Origin of the sequence: Peribacillus sp. FSL M8-0224, from assembly GCF_038003055.1 — a bacterium.
GTDB lineage: Bacteria > Bacillota > Bacilli > Bacillales > DSM-1321 > Peribacillus > Peribacillus frigoritolerans.
In genome coordinates this window covers 5,023,399-5,044,503 of record NZ_JBBOOJ010000001.1, presented here as the reverse complement: position 1 = coordinate 5,044,503, position 21,105 = coordinate 5,023,399, and the positions used below count along the sequence as shown (strand labels likewise).

16 protein-coding genes and 1 pseudogene are annotated in these 21,105 nt (G+C 38.6%); 9 read left to right on the top strand and 8 right to left on the bottom strand.

Features of this window, described 5'->3' with window-relative positions:
• Nucleotides 1–82 precede the first annotated feature (82 nt).
• Nucleotides 83–334, bottom strand: coding sequence for a hypothetical protein (locus MKX49_RS24560; RefSeq protein WP_340878124.1), 252 nt, complete (start codon nucleotides 332–334; stop codon nucleotides 83–85).
• A gap of 84 nt (nucleotides 335–418) precedes the next feature.
• Nucleotides 419–1,843 carry an alkaline phosphatase gene (locus MKX49_RS24555; protein ID WP_340878123.1) on the bottom strand — a complete coding sequence of 475 codons (1,425 nt, stop codon included), beginning with the start codon at nucleotides 1,841–1,843 and terminating at the stop codon, nucleotides 419–421.
• A gap of 256 nt (nucleotides 1,844–2,099) precedes the next feature.
• Between MKX49_RS24555 and secA the strand changes: the two genes are divergently transcribed.
• The 4 genes from secA (at nucleotide 2,100) to MKX49_RS24535 (ending at nucleotide 6,970) form a co-directional block, all read left to right on the top strand.
• Nucleotides 2,100–4,478, top strand: a complete 2,379-nt coding sequence (gene secA, locus MKX49_RS24550) for a preprotein translocase subunit SecA (protein WP_340878122.1) — start codon at nucleotides 2,100–2,102, stop codon at nucleotides 4,476–4,478.
• Nucleotides 4,475–4,936 carry an SLAP domain-containing protein gene (locus MKX49_RS24545; RefSeq protein WP_340878121.1) on the top strand — a complete coding sequence of 154 codons (462 nt, stop codon included), beginning with the start codon at nucleotides 4,475–4,477 and terminating at the stop codon, nucleotides 4,934–4,936. The genes secA and MKX49_RS24545 overlap by 4 nt, the downstream gene beginning before the upstream one ends.
• Complete coding sequence (locus MKX49_RS24540) at nucleotides 4,921–5,103, top strand: hypothetical protein (protein WP_142398479.1); 183 nt, start codon at nucleotides 4,921–4,923, stop codon at nucleotides 5,101–5,103. The genes MKX49_RS24545 and MKX49_RS24540 overlap by 16 nt, the downstream gene beginning before the upstream one ends.
• Nucleotides 5,104–5,179: 76 nt before the next feature.
• On the top strand, nucleotides 5,180–6,970 hold the full coding sequence (locus MKX49_RS24535) for an LTA synthase family protein (protein WP_340878120.1): 1,791 nt from the start codon (nucleotides 5,180–5,182) through the stop codon (nucleotides 6,968–6,970).
• 17 nt (nucleotides 6,971–6,987) lie between these two features.
• On the opposite strand, the gene MKX49_RS24530 is transcribed toward MKX49_RS24535, so the two are convergent.
• From MKX49_RS24530 to tagD, 5 genes are all read right to left on the bottom strand, one after another.
• Nucleotides 6,988–7,914, bottom strand: coding sequence for an LCP family glycopolymer transferase (locus MKX49_RS24530; protein WP_340878119.1), 927 nt, complete (start codon nucleotides 7,912–7,914; stop codon nucleotides 6,988–6,990).
• 277 nt (nucleotides 7,915–8,191) lie between these two features.
• Complete coding sequence (locus tag MKX49_RS24525) at nucleotides 8,192–8,890, bottom strand: C40 family peptidase (protein ID WP_340878613.1); 699 nt, start codon at nucleotides 8,888–8,890, stop codon at nucleotides 8,192–8,194.
• Nucleotides 8,891–9,033: 143 nt separating this feature from the next.
• On the bottom strand, nucleotides 9,034–9,231 hold the full coding sequence (locus MKX49_RS24515; RefSeq protein ID WP_340878117.1) for a LysM peptidoglycan-binding domain-containing protein: 198 nt from the start codon (nucleotides 9,229–9,231) through the stop codon (nucleotides 9,034–9,036).
• A 292-nt stretch (nucleotides 9,232–9,523) separates the two neighbouring features.
• Nucleotides 9,524–10,687, bottom strand: a complete 1,164-nt coding sequence (locus MKX49_RS24510) for a CDP-glycerol glycerophosphotransferase family protein (RefSeq protein WP_340878116.1) — start codon at nucleotides 10,685–10,687, stop codon at nucleotides 9,524–9,526.
• A complete protein-coding gene (tagD, locus tag MKX49_RS24505; RefSeq protein ID WP_034315711.1) occupies nucleotides 10,680–11,078 on the bottom strand; it encodes a glycerol-3-phosphate cytidylyltransferase in 399 nt (132 codons plus the stop codon). The genes MKX49_RS24510 and tagD overlap by 8 nt, the downstream gene beginning before the upstream one ends.
• An 886-nt stretch (nucleotides 11,079–11,964) precedes the next feature.
• Here tagD and MKX49_RS24500 point away from each other — a divergent pair.
• From MKX49_RS24500 to tagH, 5 genes and pseudogenes are all read left to right on the top strand, one after another.
• On the top strand, nucleotides 11,965–15,294 hold the full coding sequence (locus MKX49_RS24500) for a CDP-glycerol glycerophosphotransferase family protein (RefSeq protein WP_340878115.1): 3,330 nt from the start codon (nucleotides 11,965–11,967) through the stop codon (nucleotides 15,292–15,294).
• 96 nt (nucleotides 15,295–15,390) lie between these two features.
• On the top strand, nucleotides 15,391–16,929 hold the full coding sequence (locus MKX49_RS24495; RefSeq protein WP_340878114.1) for a glycosyltransferase family 2 protein: 1,539 nt from the start codon (nucleotides 15,391–15,393) through the stop codon (nucleotides 16,927–16,929).
• Nucleotides 16,930–17,065: 136 nt separating this feature from the next.
• A pseudogene (locus tag MKX49_RS24490) lies at nucleotides 17,066–18,271 on the top strand (CDP-glycerol glycerophosphotransferase family protein); the annotation flags it as partial.
• 3 nt (nucleotides 18,272–18,274) lie between these two features.
• A complete protein-coding gene (locus MKX49_RS24485) occupies nucleotides 18,275–19,072 on the top strand; it encodes an ABC transporter permease (protein WP_323596338.1) in 798 nt (265 codons plus the stop codon).
• A 17-nt stretch (nucleotides 19,073–19,089) separates the two neighbouring features.
• Entirely contained in the window at nucleotides 19,090–19,887 is a 798-nt protein-coding gene (tagH, locus tag MKX49_RS24480; RefSeq protein WP_034315705.1) for a teichoic acids export ABC transporter ATP-binding subunit TagH, read from the top strand.
• Nucleotides 19,888–19,925: 38 nt separating this feature from the next.
• On the opposite strand, the gene MKX49_RS24475 is transcribed toward tagH, so the two are convergent.
• The gene (locus MKX49_RS24475) at nucleotides 19,926–21,092 is read right to left on the bottom strand and encodes a glycosyltransferase family 4 protein (protein WP_340878113.1); all 1,167 of its coding nucleotides are present in this window, start codon (nucleotides 21,090–21,092) and stop codon (nucleotides 19,926–19,928) included.
• Between the last annotated feature and the right edge of the window lie 13 nt (nucleotides 21,093–21,105).

The window sequence follows — 21,105 nt, the reverse complement described above, 5'->3', positions numbered from 1 at the left end:
ACGAGTAAATGCCCCAAACTCACGAGTAAAATGCATTAATTCACGAGTAAAAGGCGGAAACTCACGAGTATACGCACCAAATTCACGAGTAAAGTATGGATTCACGAGTAAATGCTGCAAACTCGCGAGTAAAATGCATTAATTCACGAGTAAAAGGCGGAAACTCACGAGTATACACACCAAATTCACGAGTAAAATGCGGATTCACGAGTAAATGCTGCAAACTCGCGAGTAAAATGCAATAATTCACGAGTAAAAGGCGAAAACTCACGAGTAAATGTTGCAAATTCACGAGTAAAAGGCGGAAACTCACGAGTAAATGCTGCAAATTCACGAGTAATACCCGCAAACTTCGCCATAACTTGAGTTAACGGACCTTAATCAAAAAATGAGAATCTTAAAAGAGGAATGAATGCATTCATTCCTCTTTTGTTCTATGCTGACCGGGTGTGAACGGAACGCCGGCGGCTTTTGTGATGATTTTTGAGATATCGGTATTTTCAATGACTCCATCAAAGGCTTCACTGCCTGGACCCGAGGCGAAAACGGGAATCATATTGGCTGTATGTCCTCCTGTGGAACTGGCTGCCCGTATGCTTCGATCAGCTACGCCCGCCTTATGGTGCCTGGCGATGGTGCTACCGATTTCCCAATCGATTTGATGCTTTGGATAGACAAGCGTTTTATTCATTCTTACGTTATTGATGAATTGATCGACTTCTTGATCCGTAAGGGATATATGTGCATACTTCTTGAATGTGGAAACGACACTTTCTGGATTGATTTCATTATTTTTATCGAATGTAAGCTGTTTGGACATATATTCAGATGAAACCCTGATTTTTTTCAATGCCTTGATATCCATTGTTTCAGAAGCGGAGGTCCCCATTGTTTCGTGGTCTGCAAGTACAACGATCAACGTATCATTTCGATTTTTTGCCCAATCTACAACCTCTTTTACGGTTTGGTCAAATTCGATGGTTTCTTTCCATATTCCAGTGATGTCGGCTGCATGCTCCATATGGTCAATACGCGCACCTTCGGCCATCAAGAAGAATCCCTTATCACCCCGGGATAAAATATCCAACGCTTTGGATGTCATTTCGGGGAGGGATGGCTCTTGGGAATGTAATACTTCTTTATCCAGTTTAAAATTCATATAGGTAGGGTGAAATAATCCTAAAAGTTTTGCCGGATTATTAATGGAACTAAGTTCTTCTTTAGTCGTCGTAATCCCATAGCCAGCTTGTTTAAATTTGGCGATTAAATCCTCGCCATTCTGCTTATCCGCCTCGAAATAGCTGGCACCACCTCCGAGAATGACGTCAATCCTGTTATCAAAGAGCTGCCTCGCGATATTTGCGCCACCTGTCCAGCGGTTAGGCACACTTGCACCAAAGGCAGCGGGTGTGGCATCGACTACCATATTGGTTGAGATGATCCCGACTTTTTTGCCATTGTTCTGAAAGGCATCCAATACACTATCCACCTCGGAACCATTGGCATCGACACCGATTGATTCATTGTTGGTTTTTATACCAGTGGCAATCGCCGACCCTCCTGCTGCCGAGTCAGTGACGTAATTATTGGCGGAATAGGTGCGCATCAGGGCGACATGCTCCAGTTTTTCCAAATGTAGTACACCTGTCTTTCCATATTCCAATTGCCGGGCAATTTCTATTGCCCCTAGCCCCATGCCGTCGCCAATCAGCAATATGACATTCTTGGGGGTGTTTCTTGTTTCTGCTTGAATAGGGGAGCTCATGCTAATAAAGAAAATTATAAGAACGAATAATCCAAAGCGGTGCGGCTGTACGAGTTTATATCTAGATGTCTTATTCATCTGAAATCCTCCATTGGGTGAAAGTCTTCCTATTATTTGTTTAAATCGATAAAAAAACCCCTCCCTGATATTCAGGATGGAACTAATCTTTTTAGCATGGTTAGCGGCATCGAGTCGATTTTTGTATAATTTGTCTTTCAAAAAATTAAAGAATTTCTATATAATTACAATATGAAGGCGATAATTTATAAACAGTAAATACATAACTGATATAATTTCACTAAAGGTCAATTGAAATAATAGGAGAGAAAACCCTATGCTATCCAGTATGAAAAAGTTCTTCAAAGAAGGTTCTAAAGACTTGAAGAGAATTTATAAGTTGGTTGAAGAAGTGAATCGGCTAGAGGGTAAATATGAAAAATATTCAGATCTGGAATTAAGCGGAATGAAGAATAGATTTAAAAGCATTTTGGATGCTGGTGATAATATTTTGGATATACAAGCCGAAGCTTTTGCGGTCGTGAGGGAGGCTTCCAAGCGAGTATTGAATCTTAAACACCATGATGTTCAGCTTGCAGGCGGTTTTGTCCTGAGTGAAGGGGGCATTGCCCAAATGAATACGGGCGAGGGGAAGACGCTTGTCTCTACATTGCCTAGCTATTTACATGCACTGTTCGGTAACGGTGTGCATATTATTACGGCCAATGAATATTTGGCCAAACGTGATAAAGAGTTAATGGGACAAATTCATGAATTTCTAGGTTTGACGGTCGGTTTGAACATTTCCCAAATGGGACCTTCTGCGAAACGTGAAGCATATGCGGCAGATATCACGTATGGGACGGCAACAGAGTTCGGTTTTGATTATTTGCGTGATAATCTGGTTTATCGAAGGGAAGACAAGGTTCAAAGAGGACACCGATTTGCCATTGTCGATGAGGTTGACAGCATCTTGATTGATGAAGCGAGGACACCATTAATCATTGCGGGCAGGGCAAACGACGGAACCGAGCTTCACCAGATCACGGCGCAAATCATGAAGACATTTATAGAAAAGGATGATTACGAGATTTCCATCGAGTCAAGGTCCGCCTTTTTCACGGATCAAGGTGCTTCCAAGATTGAAGAGGCCTTTGGCATCGACAATCTGTATGGAATGGAGCATCAAGAGTTATTACATAATGTTACACAGGCGCTGAAAGCGCGGGCAATCATGAAATTGGATGTGGACTACATTGTTTTCGATGGAAAGATTGCAATCATCGATAAATTCACAGGCAGGGTGATGGAAGGGCGAAGCTTCAGTGACGGGCTACATCAAGCCATTGAGGCAAAAGAGGGATTGGAGATTTCCGAAGAGAATGAAACACAGGCTATGATTTCCGTTCAAAATTATTTTCGATTATATCATTCAATGTCTGGGATGACAGGGAGTGCCATGCCATCAAAGTCTGAATTCCAGGAAATATATCAGCTCCCCGTCATTGAAATTCCAACTAATGAACCTATTATTCGAGTGGATGAGGTTGATTTGCTTTATAAAGATGAAACAAGCAAAATCAACAAAATCGTCACGGAAGTAAAAAGGATCCATGATGGCGGCAGACCTATCCTGATCGGGACGACCTCCATTGAGCAATCTGAAAAAATTTCGGTTCAACTGGATAATCGAAAAATTAAATATCAAATCCTTAATGCAAAGACGGAAGAGGATGAAGCGGAGATCATTGCGAAGGCCGGGCAAAAAAAACAAGTGATGCTGGCTACGAACATGGCTGGGAGAGGAACGGATATATTACTTGGGAATGATGTAAAGGAATTGGGCGGCCTTCATATTATCGGGACGGAGCGACACGAAAGCCGTCGGATCGATATGCAGTTAAGAGGACGTTCCGGGCGGCAGGGTGATCCTGGTTCAACACAATTCATCATTTCTTTGGAAGATGATTTGTTTAATTACTATGATGAAGAAGAAATGGGACGTTATATCAAGAAAATCAAAACGGATGAAAATGGGTTGGTGCTGGGCCCTGCACCCGATAAATTCGTTAAAATGGTTCAGGAAACGGTAGAGCAGATGCATCAATCAAGCCGATATCACTTATTGAAGTTGGAACATGCATTAAATGAGCAGAGTAAAATCATCTATGCAATGAGAGATCGGGTTCTTGATATGGAGCCTGAACGGATGTCGGCCATTTTACTTGACTACATCGTAAAATACATTACTCGCCTCACAGTGAAATATGACCGTGAACATATAGCGGAGCCTGACTCCTCTGCCTTAATTGAAGAGCTAACCTTTGTTTTGCTGTCGTTAGGTTGGCAGGAAAGTGATTTGAAGGATATAGAAGGCCAAATTGAAGGAAGGGTGTTGGAGGCTTTAGCTGAATGGGAATCGAGACTGGTGATCTTTCAAGACGATGCAGAATGGGGAAACCAGTTGCGCGCTTTCATGCTGCAGCACATCGATACAAATTGGATGAACCATTTAGATGAAATGAACAGTTTGAAGGAAGGCATTGGTTTAAGTGAATATGGTCAGCAGGACCCATATGCGTTGTTTGAAAAAGCAGCTCTCAGTCAATTCAACCTTCTATTAAGTAAAATTGAGGCGGAGATAAGCATCCGTTTTATGGAATATATGAAAAGCAATCAGCAAGATGCAGCTTCTTTGGAGGGGGAGGAACGATGAGTTTATTTGGAAAAAGGGATAATGCAGCTTCAGATGTACCTAAGTTAGCAAATCATGATGACACCGTTCATACTGTCCTGATGTTTCACAGGGGATGGGATATTTCCAAGCAAGAGGAATATGTATATAAATTCCACCATCAAAGGCTGCCTGCATTAAAACCGAACCAAATTTCAATATCCGGCATCAAGCTGATTAGGGTGGAAGATGATGTCATCATAGAGGCTTTTCTGCGAAGTTCAATAGAGAAAGCTGTCAGTTTTGATATCGTGGATTTACTGTTAGTTGATGGAGATGGAAAATTCCTCGCAAAAAAGACATTCGATCTTTTAGAGCTTGGTGAGCTTCCAGCACTTTCATGCATGCCATGGCGTTTCTTGTTCGAGGAAGGGGATATGTTGGCGGAATCGATTCCTGATGAAGGTTGGAAGATTGCTTTTGAATGGAAGAGAAAGTAGAAAAACAACTGCATGAGTCTAGCGGCAATCGGCAGCTTTTTGCCGGAGTGCCAAAGCAAAGCCCTCATCCTTTTAGTGATGAAGGTTTTTTGTTTATAAGGGAAGTCAGTAGCACCAAATATTTATGCCATTTTCTGTGTGCAATTTCTCATAAATGGCAACGCTAAGTAATATTTATAAGTAATCTTCCGCAATCTAGCCTAACCAAGGCTTGGAAATAATGATGAGGAAAGTGGCAGGAGCATGAAGAATAACTGTAATCAACGCTTGAAGGAGAGGCTATTTGAGTTATTGTCATTCTCAATCGTGGCCATACTTTTCATTTATACGAATAATAGGATGGGTAACGATCCTTCTATTGGGATCATTACGATAATCATCGGTGTTGCGGGTTTTATTGTTTATCTGAAGGAATGGATATCGAATCGAATCATAAAGGGCATCATTTTTTCAGTTTTCCTTCTTTCGATCATGGTCTTTTTCCTTGGGGACATCTGGTTTTATCGTTATTATTCGACACCTATAACATCCTATATGTGGATGCAAAAAAGCAATCTGAATGGGCTTGGTGAAAGTATATTCAGTATGATGGAAATCAAGGATGCAATCTTTCTTCTGGCAGGCATTCCAATTGCTGAATCTTTTGTGAAGAAAAAATACCCCCTCAAGCATATGGCCCTTGTGCCGGCCGTAATATTCCTGATGATAGCAGGATTAAAACCGGTCAAGAATATCTTTATCGACAAAGTCGATATAACCCGTCGTTATGAGGCAAATACCTTTTTGCGAAACTGGGGTCCTATCGGTCATCACGCATTGGATGCGTATGCCTATTTTACTGACTCGGGAAGGGATGAAATGTCTTCGGAAGAAAAGAAGGCCGTTTCTGATTACTTCAATAAAAAGAAAAGAAAGGAAAATGCCCTTTCAGGATCCTTGGAGGGGAAGAATCTCATTATCATCCAGGTGGAATCTTTACAGGCGTTTCCGCTCTTTCAAACCAGTGCCGGGCAGGAGGTCACGCCATTCATGAATGAACTGGCGAAAGGGGGATTGTATTTCCCGCATGTATATCCGCAGACGGTATTTGGAAATTCATCTGATGGAGAGCTTATCGTGAATACCGGACTATTTCCTTTAAAGCAAGGTGCGACCTTTTTTCGGTTCCCTTATAATGATTTTCCTGGTCTTGCCAAGGAATTAAAGAAGTCGGATTATCAAAGTTTTGCTTTCCACGGAGATGAAGAAGACTTTTGGAATAGGCAGCATGCATATCCCTCGCTAGGTTTTGATGACTATCTTTCCATAGAGGATATGAAGCAGGATGAGATGATTTCGATGGGCTTGGGAGACCGCAGTTTCTTTAATCAAAGCTATGATTTCTTAAAAGATAAACAAAACCCCTATTACGCTTTTTTCGTTACTTTGACCAGCCATGTACCTTTTTCGCTGCCGAAGGAACAGATAACAATGAAGCCTGAAGTTGGAAAAGAAAATAGTTATCTGACTAAATATTTCGAAGCCATTCATTATACAGATTCAGCTATCGGGGATTTCGTGAAGAAGTTGAAGGATGACGGGAAATTGAAAGACAGCGTAATTGTCATTTACGGAGATCATGATGGGCTATTCTTAAAAGATAAACACGAGGTTGAAGCGTATTACGGTAGTAAAATCAGCGATGAAGAGTGGATTGAAAAATATATGCCCATTCCCGTGATCATTTATCAGGAGGATATGGAAGGGAGATCGATAGATAAGGTGGCGGGCCAAATCGATATTCTGCCCACTCTATATGATCTGTTCAATATAAAGAGTTCTTCATACTTTGGAGAGAGCATGCTGGATGGCGAAGAAGGTGATGCCTTGATATTAAAAGGGGATTATGGTTCTCAAATGAAAATAAATGGGGAAGGCAAGGTCGAAGGATTTTCACCAAAAGATCAAAAGGAGATTGATCTGAGTGATCAGGTGATACGTTCCGATTACTTTAAAAAAATTGAGAAAGAAGTAAAAAAAGAGGATGACCGATAAAAGTCATCCTCCTTCCATTATAATCCCAAATGTGCTTTAACACGATTTTGGGCTTCAAGCTTTGTATCTTCTGGAACGATGTTGTACCAAACGCCATCTACCCGTTGATTGTCACCTTCAAGTGTATATTGTTCAATATTTTTGAGGGATGATTTGTAGTTATTTTGAATGCTCAACATTTGATTGAAACTTAAATTGGTTTCCACGTTTTTACCTAAAGCTTCGAATATATCGTCATAATTGGTAAGTGTTGATAGGCTTGCCCCTTTTTTCATGACAGCTTGGATAACTTGGCGTTGCCGCATTTGCCGTCCATAATCCCCGCGGGGATCTTCTTTACGGATTCGGGAATAAATCAAGGCCTCTTTACCATTTAAGTCGATTGTACCTTTGTTGAAGGTATATCCTTTATAGGCAAGGTCCATATCATTATCGACTGTGACACCACCAACGGCATTCACAATATCCTGAAAGCCTTCCATATTCATTTTGACGTAATAGTCAATCGGGATATCCAAATAGGATTCCACTGTATTTATCGACATGGCCACTCCGCCATATGCATAGGCATGGTTCATTTTATCATTTATACCTTTACCGACGATCTCTGTACGCGTATCTCTCGGTAAACTCAATAACTCAATCGATTCCTTTTTAGGATTAACGGTCATGACAATCATCGTATCTGATCGACCTGAGTCATTTTTTCTTTCATCCACACCAAGAATCAGTAATGAAAATGGATCTTGGCTTTTGAACTTGATGTCCTCTACACGTTTATCCGTTTTATGGGCTGTGCCCTGCATAGTGCTGATCGCACCGGCTAATGATTGATATACTGAAGCGCCATAAACACCTGCGCCAATGATAAGGATAAGAAGGGTGAAGCCGATTATTTTAAACGTTTTGCGTTTCTTTTTCTTTTTTTTATGTTCGGATCTCATTTAATATTCCTCCCTTAACCATCCCACAAAATGGAAGGTGTGAAAAAGTACCTAGTCGGTATTTTTAACTATACCTTTTTTTTGTCAAAAATAGAATAGTTTCTTTTTGTAGGTAGAGTGCATATTTACCTTTTTTCATTCAAAAAAACGAAGGATTCTGAATTCCTTCGTTTGCACAGCATTCAATTGTTTTCCAAAATTGTATAGCAGAGTTAAAGAAGTTATGATTATTTCCATAAATTTGCCAGACTTTAAGAGAAAGTCTGGCAAGTAAATCTTATAAACTTCTATAACCGATGATTTTACTTTTGAAATAAGAGTTTGAAGTGGTACTGATCGTTACTCCCTTACTTGATGAGGCATGAATGAATTCCCCGCCGCCCAAGTAAATTCCCATATGGCTTATGACTGATTTATTGGAACCCGTTGCAAAGAAGATAAGATCGCCGCTTTTCGGTGAAGTAACTTTTTTGCCCATATCATAATAAGTGGATGATGAAAGCCTTGGAACATCATACCCAGCCTTCTTGAACGTATAGTAGATGAATCCGCTGCAATCGAATCCTGATGGGGAGGAACCCGCCCACGAATAAGGTGTGCCGATCAATTTCTTTGCTTCGGAAACGAGCTTGGCCACTTTGTTTCCTGAACTTGGGGCTTCCACTTTTCCACCATCGTTATTATCTGCAGGGGCAGTGCTTGCCGATTTACTTAATTTCAGTTTTTGCCCCACTCTGATTAAATCGGACTTTAACGAGTTGATTGATTTAAGCTGGGCTACGGTCATGTTTGTTTTTCTGGAAATCTTGGAAAGAGTATCACCTTTTACCACAATGTATGTAGACGAATTGGCTGGGGTCTGTGTACCACTGGATGGTTTGGAGCTGCCGGGTAAATCAATGGTAGTGGTGGTGGTTGATTTGGATACGATAAGTTTGGCGCCTGCATAAATTCTATCGGATTTTAAGTTATTCATTTTCATCAATTCAGCAAGTGTAAGGTTATGCTTGTTTGCTATCCTGGTTAAGGTATCACCTGAAACAATGGTATATGTGGTTTTCTTTGTTGTTTTCACGGAAACTGAAGAAGCATTTGATGTTGTTTTGGAGTTGGGTGTAATTAATTTTGATTGATTCTCAAGAAGTCTGATTTTAAGTTATTAAGCTGTTTTAAGTCTTTTACCGTCGTATTATGCTTCTGGGCGATTTTACTTAGGTTATCACCGCTTTTGACTGTATATGTACCGGCAAGGGCAGGAGAAACAAAAGTCGAAGATAAAATGGCTAATGTCGAAAATGCGACAACACTTTTTTTCACGGTTTTCCACCTCAAATATGTCTTTTTCCCTATTCTAACAAAATAAATGGTTTTAAACATATTACATTTTTGTTACAAGGGGAAAATAGTAGTATTTTACTGGTTTATATTGGTGGCGCTTGAGTATTGCAATCTACAATATTTTCTATATTGTGAGTCTTTTTTCACATTTTGGAGTTTCGCCTTTCTCTTTGTCATTTTCTGTAAATATATATCTTTTTTGGGAGGTGTATTCTCGCTCAGTGTTTATGGAAAAATAGAAAACCCACTTTGTTTTACGAAGTGGGTGGTTTTATTTAAAAAGGAAATCAACTAAATTCCTGCTTGATTTTCCAGTGGAGTATTCATTCCATTTTTGGTTAAAGGAAGCGATCTTCATTAATGAATGATCGGCGGTACGGATTTTCCTCAAGAGCTCTTCTGTGGTGGATACCACGGGTCCGGGCATGGAAGAAGAGTAATCCTCCCAGAATCCCCGTTCCTGCACATACTTTTCTAAGTCATATGCAAAGAATATCATGGGTCTTCCCAAAAAAGAGAATTCAAATGGAATCGATGAGTAATCGGTTATTAAAAGATCCGTACTGATCAGCAGTTGATTAACGTGAAAGTCACTATTGACAGGGAAAATGAATCCCGGGAATTTATCTTGTATATCATGCTCTGCTTTTACAGCTGGATGCAGCTTTAGTAATAACGCATAATTTTCGCCCTTAAGTTCCTTGTAGAGCAATTCCAAATCAAGAGCAATCTTTCCGTTGTTCAAGCCGTCATTACGAAATGTAGGGGCATATAACATGATTTTCTTATGCTCAAGTTCTGGATACTTGGCCAGCAAAGCATTACGGGCAGTCCTTTTTGATTCATCATTAAAAAAGAAATCGGTCCGAGGTATCCCGGTCCTTAGGATATGGGATGCCGGCAGTTGGAAACTTTCTTGATAAATCTCGGCCATTCTCTCTGAACCTGTCGTAACATAATCGAATTTATCATATACCTCAAAAAATCTTTTCCTTGCACCGGCTGAACGGTTTTTAATGGAAGGGTCTTTTGCTCCGAATTGCTTTACGGCACCGGCCGCATGCCACACTTGCACGCATGTCACTTGCTTTTTGAATGAAATGGCTGAAAGAAAGCCAAAATAATTATCGATGATAATCCATTTTGATGTAGCCAGATGATAAATCGATCGGATCATGGCACTGATATTTTTTGATTCAAACGGAAGGACGATGGTTTCCCCATCGTCCTTAACTTGTATAGAACTGCTTGATTTCATTAAAAATACTTTTTGAACGGAAATGTCCTGCTTGTCCATTTCATCTGCGATATATTGGCAATTGTCCCCGAATGATGTGACAAAGGTCGTTTTGTCATATAAAGGGAAAAGTTTAAAGATAGAGAATAAAACTTTGAAACAAAAAAGATAAACCCCTATCGCGAATTCTTTAGCCATTAGTAACTTGTAGAAGGTCATCTTTAATTTGGGAAGTCGAAATGCCGATTGTCCTTGGAAGGTAGACCACTTCACAAACTTCGGATAATTCATCGAATTGGCCTTTCCAGTCATCACCCATTACAAAGATATCCACACCTTCACGAACGATGTCTTCCTTCTTTTGTTCCCAATTGTCTTCAGGTATGACTTCATCCACATAACGAATTGATTCTAGGATCATTTTTCTGTTTTCAAAGCTGTGATAAGCTTTTTTATCTTTTAAAGCATTGAATTCATCCGTAGAAATGGCAACGATCAGATAATCCCCTAAATCTTTAGCACGTTTTAATAGATTGATATGACCCCAATGAAGCAAATCAAAGGTTCCGTAAGTGATTACTTTTTTCATTTGTATTCCTCCTTTAAGACTCTTGAACTGTTATTCAATCAAATTAATATATATTTGGTCTATTAGAATATGAAATGGAACAATAAAACAGGCAACCAGCATTTTAATTCTGCTTGTTGTATTCCTATATATTTAGGCAATGGCATTCTCTAACTAATTATAACTTAATAGCTTTACAAATAAACCACAATTTTTTTACAAATAAACCACAATTTTTTACATTGATGATTCTTGTAAATATTAATTTTTAAGTTAAAATTAAATGTTGACTAATTTGTATGACACTAAAGGGCATAATAAAGTGTCTATAATTAATGTAAGGATTTATACTAAATGATATTTAAAAATAATTTCCCTCACATTAATGAATGAAGAAAGATTTCATCATTCTTGCTGCAATCAGAAAAGCCACTCACAATTTTACCACGTTTAAGAGAGAACAACTAGAGGGGCTTCATAAATCCCTGTTTTCTAATAGTGAAAGGTAAAGGACAGAGGATGGTATCTATCGGCCATAAATCTATCGCTTAACTTTTATGGATCCATAATGAGGGGAAAATATAAACGGTTGACCTGTTTTGAAAGCGTTCACTTTGATAGTAAGAAGACTTCTTTGTAATTGAAAGACATGTTTTTGCTATTCCCTTTCCATTCTGGCAACATGGAAGGACATGCAAATGATTTTTGCGGTTTTTTTGTTTCAGTACGACAATGAATCACCTGGATTTTTTCTTTTTTGTTCATAAGAGGAATTGAAGGGAAAATACGGGAAATCTACCTGTCTGTTTAATGATATTGAGGAAAAACCAAAAAAAGTTTATGATTTTAAAGTACAATGAATGATTCATTTTTATTTAAATAAATAATTTGTTATAGGTGGTCTAAAATGATTAAAAAGCTTCTTGGAAAAGGGAAAGCAAAAAAAGCGCCTAAAATTAAGCTGAAACAAGTTCTGACCATTGCGCAAGAAGAAAATATGCTATTGATTAAAGGAGAATTCTCAATAGAACATTATTGCGCAAAAGAACTATGGCTACATTCTAGGGAAAATGAAGATCAAAAAATAAAAATAGCTGAATCAGTGAGCTCGTCTAAATTTGATTTTAAAGTAGATATGAAAGATTTAATGAGGAAATTAGCAGATGATGAACCGACTGTTTATGACTGTTATATAAAGGTAGCCGTTCCGATTGAAAAGCTGAGCAAGAAAACAATACTTAATATCGAACATAAAGCTGAATATGTAGAAGAGAACGAACAGGTTCATATTGAATTTCCAATTCGTCTAGGGCGTTTTCAGGAGACGTACACGAACAATTTAAGTATTTTCACCTATGAAGATAAACAAAGTATATTCTCGATAACGAATAAAGGAAATATATCTCTTTGCATCAATAAAACCCCTAAAATTCAGATTAAGTCTCAAATTGAAAAAATCAAAAACAATTCGAAGACCATGCAGGTTAATGGTCAAATCTTCACCAAGCATTCCGTGATCATAAAAGGTGAGGGCCTAGTTAGAGGAAGACAAAGTGGCAAAGAATATCAGGCCAATCTATCTTTTATTCATAATAAGGAAATGAATATTAAGAAATTTGGACTGAATCGTTATATATATGATTTGAAATTGGATTTAGAACAATTAGTCAGTGTGGACTTGGAAGATGATGTCTATGATATTTACATGAAATTACATTTGCATGATCAGGAAGAGCCGAAAATGGTACGCGTCGGAAGACCAACCACGAGAACTAAATTATTTACAAAAAAGACCGATGTGAGCTCGAATAATGGAGTGGCCATCATCAATCCATATTATACCTTTAAAGCATCCAATTTATCTTTGGAAGTGTTTAACTTCTCTACGGAAAGTTATCGATATTTAAAAAAGATGATGGGATGGAGGCGTTTTCTGGCCCTATTTAAAAAGAAAAAGGATGTTTGGCTAATTGGTGAAAGAACTTATAAAGCCCAAGATACCGGATATCACTTTTTTAAATATATGAGGGAAAACCACCCTGAAAAAGAAGTGTATTATGTAATAGAAGAAAATTCCGTGGAAGCCAAGAACGTCGAGCCCTTTGGAAATATCCTTTATTTCAAGTCAAAGGATCATATTAAAAAGACAATGGAATCGACACGTATCATTTCATCACATCATCCGGATTATTTATATCCTTTAAGAACATCTGAATTTAAAAATCGTGTTAAGGGAGTTAAAGTATTTCTTCAACATGGTGTAATGGGCACTAAGAACATGGTTGCAAACTACGGCAAAAATGCATCCTCCGGTTTTAGTACGGATGTTTTTCTAGTTAGTTCAGACTTCGAAAATGATATGATCGTAACGGATTTTGGATACAACGAGAAGGAAGTATTCACGACCGGACTTTCTAGGTTCGACTCACTATTTAAGGATGATGTTTTAACAAAGCGGCAATTACTGATCATTCCGACATGGCGAGATTGGATTACATCCGATGAAATATTTTTGGAAAGCGAGTATTTCGAAAGGTATCAGAACTTGGTGAATCACCCGGTTTTACATGAGTTATCTAAAAATAATGGGTTTGAAATCATTTTTTGCCTTCACCCTAATATGCAGAAATTCACGTCTTATTTTAAAGATGCCCCTGTTCGGGTGATTAGTCAGGGTGAAGTGGATGTCCAAAGGTTAATTAAGGAAAGTGCGATTATGATCACGGACTATTCAAGTGTTGCTTTCGACTTTAGTTTCCTGCATAAACCGGTTATTTACTATCAATTTGATAGAGATCGTTTCATAGGGAAAAGACCGTCACATTTGGATTTGGATAACGATCTTCCGGGTGAAATCGTTGATGAATTGGATGGATTGTTAGGTGTATTAGCCGAATACGCCAATACTGATTTTGTCATGAAGAAAAAGTATATCGATAAGGCCAACCGTTTTATTAAATATCGGGATGTCCATTCTAATTCAAGGATATTCGAAGTGATTAAACATGCAGAAAAAGATCAGAATTCACTTATTAAATTATATAACCACCCGATATCAAAACTCATTATGAATCGATTTAGGAAAAGTGAACAATATTTCCCTGTCATGAAAAAAGTTTATAAAATCATGTCCAGGGTCATACCGGTTGACCGGAACCTTATTCTTTTTGAAAGTGGGATAGGGAAGCAATTCTCCGATAGCCCCAAATATATTTATGAAGAACTGGTCAAAAGGGATAATAAATATAAAAAAGTTTGGGTGTATAATGGTAATTTACCTATAAAAGGAAAGAATACGAAGCTGATCAAACGCCTAAGCCCGGAATATTATTATTATTTAGCCAAAGCAGGTTATTGGATAAATAATCAAAACTTCCCTACTTATTTAAGCAAAAGGAAGGAAACGACATATATTCAGACTTGGCATGGAACCCCTTTGAAAAAAATGCTGTTTGATATCGATAATATTCAAGGAAGAGACGAGGGGTACTTGAATCGGGTGCATGGTGCAACGAGAACTTGGGATTATTTAATATCACCAAGTCCATACGCATCCAAAGCCTTCAGAAGTGCTTTCAAATATGAAGGGGAAATATTGGAAACGGGATATCCGAGAAATGATTTGTTTTACAAGGAAGATGCTTCAATGGTTGCCGACTCAGTGATGGAAAAACTGAAGATACCAAAAGGAAAAAAAGTCATCTTATATGCTCCTACATTCCGGGATAATCAAACTTCGAAAAATAATAAATTCATTTTCGAGCTGAAATTTGATTTGGAAAGAATGAAGGAAGAACTAGGGGATGAATATATCCTGTTGTTAAGGATGCATGTTGTTATAAGTAATAATCTGAGCATTCCGAGCGAATTCGAGGATTTCGTGATAAATGTATCCAATTATTCAGATATCCAGGAACTTTACCTGATTTCTGATATATTGATTACGGATTATTCTTCCGTAATGTTCGATTTTGCTAATACTGCCCGGCCGATTTTGTACTACACGTATGACTTGGAAGATTACAGAGATAACATCCGCGGATTCTATATGGACTTTGAAAAGGAAGCACCAGGTCCATTTTTAAAAACGACTGAGGAGATTATCGATACTATTACCAATATTGATGAAATAAACATGCAATACAAAGAGAGATATGGTTTATTTAGAGAGAAGTATTGTGGAATAGAGGATGGTAAAGCTACACAGAGAATCGTGGATAAATTTTTTAATGATTGATTCCTTAAATAAAGGGTATTGTTGCTTTTAAGTAACTGGTAACTGGCTGCCTGATAGAAACATCTATGTTACCTCTACTTAAAAGGAGGGAATCGTATGAATTTCTTGGTACGTCAAAAGGCGAGGGAACTTTTAAAGAGCGGTAATATTTCAATAAAAAATAACCCTGTTGGCTTAAGGAATAAATTTTTAGGAAAAGAAAAAAAGGTCACTGTAGTCACGGCTGCTTATAATGCTGAAAAATTCATCAGAAAAACGATTGAATCAGTCATAAATCAGACAATGGGTATAGATCAGATTGAATATATCATTATTGACGATTGTTCGACTGATGCTACCAATAAAATCATTCAGGAGTATACAGCTAAATATAAAAATATCTGTTCAGTAACTCTTCAAGAAAATAATGGGTCACCTGGGACCCCCAGAAACATTGGAATAGAGTTGGGGACATCCAAATATATAACTTTTTTAGACGCGGATGACTGGCTTGCCCATGATGGACTGGAAAGCCTCTATAACATCCTGGAGGAAACCGGTGATGATTATGTAGTGGGCAAAACGGTAAAAGTCGAATCTGAGGCAGAGAGTGTCATCGGTGAGTTTGCTTCCATTAAAGAAAGAAGAAGCATCACCCCAATGGATGTTCCGCACTTTTTTTATCATATGGGTCCAACGGCCAGGATGATGAATCTGCCTATGATTAAAGAAAATGAAATTGGTTTTCCGAATATGAAATTCGGTGAAGATAAATGGTTTTTTAATGATGTTTTCTTTAAAGTCAGAGCAGTATCAACTACTAAAAAACCTATTTATTATGTCAATAGGACTTCAGAAAATCCCTCTTCTTTAACACGTGTTACGAATGTGTTGGAAAAAAGAAAAGCGGATATCGACATAATAAAGTATATTCAATCCAAGGACATTGCCATCGAATTGAAAAAGGTGGCCCTTAACCGGATTTATGAGTACGATATTGTAAAAACGTTCGACAGCCAAACTTTTGTGAAATCCAAGAATAAAGAAGATTTTATAGAAATATTAAGGGAAGCTGTCGAAACTGCGAAAAACCTGTCATATGACTTTAAGAATGAATTTAAGGTGCCTGTTTATAAATTGGCTCTTGAATTATTCATGGGCGATCGCATTGAGGATTTCGTAAAGTTATTTGAATGGTTAAAGCGAGATTCCAATAAAAAGTATCATATAAAAGATGGTTTACCATATTATGAACTTCCATTTCTGGAAGACGAATATCGCTTTGTCAGGATACCGATGCTTGCCCGTGCAATGGATTCCTTTATCATGGATAATGTCTATCACCAAAGTTTTGAGATTTATGGTGATGATATAGACAACATAGATTCTGTATTGATACGTGATCGAAAAAGAATGGACAATGAAATCAATTGCGAAGTTCAAATAGACGGTAATATAGGCAAGTTTACTGTTTCTTTAGAAGAAATTGATAAAATGGAAATGTCATTATTTACAGTGTTCATTCGCTACAATGATTATCAATTGATGAATATTAAAAGGGTCCTGAAAAATAAGATGACGTATAATAAGAAAAATGTGGAGTTTTATACAACAGTGGCAAATAATTTGGGACTGGCAATTAAGTCTTTGGAGTAGCTGTAGAAGTACGCCAAAAATAAGCTCTCCCTTTTATTGGGTGAGCTTATTTTTAGTTTGAAATTAGCATGGTTCAATGATCATTAATCAATAAAAAGGGAGATCGGATATGTCAAATGAAAAAGTACAAACCTCAAAGAGACCTTCCTTTCTATCGCTAGTTAAAAATAAGGCTAAAGCAATTATTTTAAGAGGATATAAAATGGCTTTTGCATTTGCTGGCACAGTGTTGCCAGTGGACCAGAAGCTTGTCATTTTTGAGAGCTTTTTGGGCAAGCAGTATAGCTGTAATCCCCGGGCGATTTATGAATACTTGCAGAGTAACCATCCTGAATATAAAATGTATTGGAGCGTAGATAAAAAGTATGCAGCTCTTTTCGAAGAGGCAGGCATTCCATATCTCGATCGTTTTTCATTCAGTTGGCTGCTCAAAATGACAAGGGCCCGTTATTGGGTGACGAACAGCAGGCTCCCGCTTTGGATTCCGAAGCCGAAGCACACGATCTATTTGCAAACGTGGCATGGTACTCCACTAAAGAAACTTGCAGCGGATATGAATGAAGTTCATATGCCTGGAACGACAACGGATAAATATAAAGAAAATTTCCATGCCGAATCAAGTAAATGGGATTATTTAATTTCACCGAATGCTTATTCAAGTGAAATCTTTGCCCGGGCCTTCAATGTCGATACCTCTAAAATTCTGGAAACAGGTTATCCTCGTAATGATATCCTTTACAACGGGAATAATCGTGATACAATCGACTCATTGAAACAGAAGTTGGGTATACCAATAGAGAAAAAGATCGTTTTATATGCCCCGACTTGGAGAGATGATGAGTTTTATAGCAAGGGAAAATATAAGTTCGAAATAAAACTGGATCTGGATCGAATGAAACGGGAATTGGGGGAGGAGTATGTCATTTTGCTCCGTCTTCATTATTTGGTTTCTGAGAACTTGGATTTATCGGCGTATCAAGGATTCGCCTATGATTTATCCAGTTACGAAGATATTAGTCATTTGTATCTTATTTCGGATTTATTAATAACCGATTATTCATCCGTATTCTTTGATTACGCAAATTTACAGCGTCCGATGCTTTTCTATGTATATGATATTGAAAATTACAGGGATAAGCTTCGCGGATTTTACTTTGATTTCGAAAAGAATGCACCAGGTTTGTTAGTCAAAACATCTGATGCGGTCATTGATAGTATCAAGACGATGAAATATGAAAATACCAATGATATCAATCATTTTCACGAGCGGTTTTGTGCACTCGAGGATGGCCAGGCTTCACGCCGTGTCGTAGAAAAAGTGTTTTTAGGAAGGTCTGTGTAATTTATGAGTTCAGCTTTGACCGTTTTAAAAGAACAAATCAAACATTTTTATTTGGTAAGGCGTTTATCTGTTTATGAGGTGAAAAGTGCCAACAGCAGTAACTACCTGGGAGTCCTATGGGAAATCATCAATCCGATGATACAGATTGCGATTTATTGGTTTGTATTTGGATTTATCATCTTAAATCGCGGGGATGATTTCCTTCCATGGCTGATGGCAGGGATCGTTGTCTGGTTCTTTGTGAACCCGGCCATAACCCAAACGTCCAAATCCGTCTATTCCCGAATGAATATGGTATCCAAGATGAGCTTTCCGATGAGTGTGATTCCATCGTATGTCATCTTTGCTAAGTTGTATCAGCATCTCATGCTGCTGGGAGTCATCATCATCCTATTAGGGTTTACAGGTTACCTCCCTACACTCTACATCTTGCAACTGCCGTATTATGTTGCAGCGACGGTCTTGCTGTTATTTTCATTGGGTTTAATCACTTCAACATTATCAACCATCATTCGTGACGTTCATAATATCATCGTGTCCTTAATGAAAGTCATGTTTTATTTAACACCAATCCTTTGGGTAATGGATGCTAAGGAACACCCTACCATAGTCAACATCATGAAGCTGAATCCACTATATTATATTGTGGAAGGGTATCGAGCTTCGTTGTTGGGGGAATCATGGTATCTGATAGCGCATTGGGAGTATACGATTTATTTCTGGGCAGTCGTTATCATCTTGTTTATGATAGGTTCCTCGCTGCATGTCAGGTTCAGAGATCGCTTTGTTGACTTTAAGTAAACTGGAAGTGAGAAAATTTGGAAAAATCGGTAATAGTCAAAGATATAACGAAAAAATATAAATTATATAATAAAAACTCGGAAAAATTATTGGATCTCCTTTTGCCTAAAAGCTATGGGGAAGAGTACTTCGCTCTGAGGAATGTTAGTTTTGAAGCAGAAAAGGGCGATGTAATAGGATTTGTCGGGGTCAACGGATCAGGTAAATCCACATTGTCCAATATTATTGCAGGCATTGTCCCGCCTACGGACGGAAATGTCCAAACTAATGGGAAAACGGCTTTGATTGCCGTTTCATCGGGCCTGAATAATCAGTTGACGGGCAGGGAAAACATCGAACTGAAAATGCTGATGCTCGGATTCGATAAAAATCGGATCAAAGAACTTGAGCCTGAGATCATTGAGTTTTCGGAACTTGGTAAGTTCATTGACCAACCGGTGAAATCCTACTCAAGCGGCATGAAGTCCAGGCTTGGTTTTTCCATTTCCGTGCATATCGATCCAGATATCCTGATTATTGATGAAGCCTTATCAGTCGGGGATAAAAACTTTGCTGAGAAGTGTTTAGAGAAAATGAACGAATTTAAGGCAAAGGGCAAAACGATGTTCTTTGTCAGCCATTCAATCGGTCAGATGAAGAAATTTTGCCAAAAGGCATTATGGCTTGAATATGGAGAGTTAAAGGCATACGGTGCCATGAAGGAAGTAATGCCGCAATATGAGGCATTCTTAAAAGAATATAACGCCATGTCTAAACAAGAACAGAAAAAATACCGTGAAGAGCAAATGAAAAGACGTAGTTCCGCACTGGTATGAACGTGAAAAGCAGACCCGGGCTTCGGGTCTGCTTTTTTTTAGTTAAGCACTTCAACATAAGCTTTCTCAAACCGCTCGGCCGCTGAAAGGTGGGAGTATTCACTTTCCATTTTACACCTTGCTTTCGAAGCTAACTTTGCTGCATATTCAGGGTCTTTAAGCAGAAGGGAGATGGCTTGTGCAAGTTCTTCTTTATTTTTTTCCTCTACTAAAAGGCCATCTTCGCCATCAATGAGAATCTCCTTTAAACCTCCGATTGCGCTTGCAATGACGGGTGAGCGGCAACTCATCGCTTCTAAAGCGGAAATGGAAGTCGCTTCTTCCACCCCGTGGGAATGAACGCTAGGGATGAGTACGATGTCCGATGCTTCATAGAGGTTATGCATTTTCTCGAACGGCACAGAACCCAGGAAAAGTACGGAAGCGGATATATTGAGACTGGCTGCGGTTTCCTCAAGCCGGCTTCGCTGTTCCCCTGTACCTGCATAGACCAAAACCGTTTCAGGATGGTTTTCCAGCACCTCCGGCAAAGCAAGGAGCGGGTAGATGACACCGTTCTTTTCCGTCATTCTTCTCGGAACGAAAAGCATCTTTTTATGTAGCGGTATTTGAAAGTCCCGGCGAGTTTGCTCCCGCTTTGCCATCTCCGGTTTAAAAGCAGACACGTCAATGAAGTTCTTGATCGTATCCGCCTCTATATGTGCCAAATGATTTATATAGTCTTTGATCCTTTGATCGACCGTCACAACTTTTGCAGCGGACTGATAAGCTTTTCTTTCTAGCTCGCGAATGATCAAATCTTCTTCACTGTCCGGAAGAAGGGCGCCCCTGCTGACTGCCTCGAATGAATAATATCCATGGACGGTTTGCACCGTTGGTATCCCGGATTCGATGGAGGCGAGCGTTGCGAAAATGTCTTGGGCATTAATGACATCATAGTTCTTTTTCAAGCCATTAATAGATGAAGCCAATAATTTTTGGCGTTGCCGATCATTGAAAAGCTGGCCGCTCCCCTGTTTTACTTTATTTAATAAAAATCCTGGAGCCTGGGCGAGCATCTTCCTCTTGAAAGCTGGTAATTGAGAGAAAGATAATATGTCCACATTATGGCCCCGTGTCATTAAACCCTTTTTTAACGTAGTGATATGGCTCGATAGCCCTCCTTCATGAGGGTAGTTGAAAATGGTTGTGATTAAAATGTTCATATTGGCACTCCTT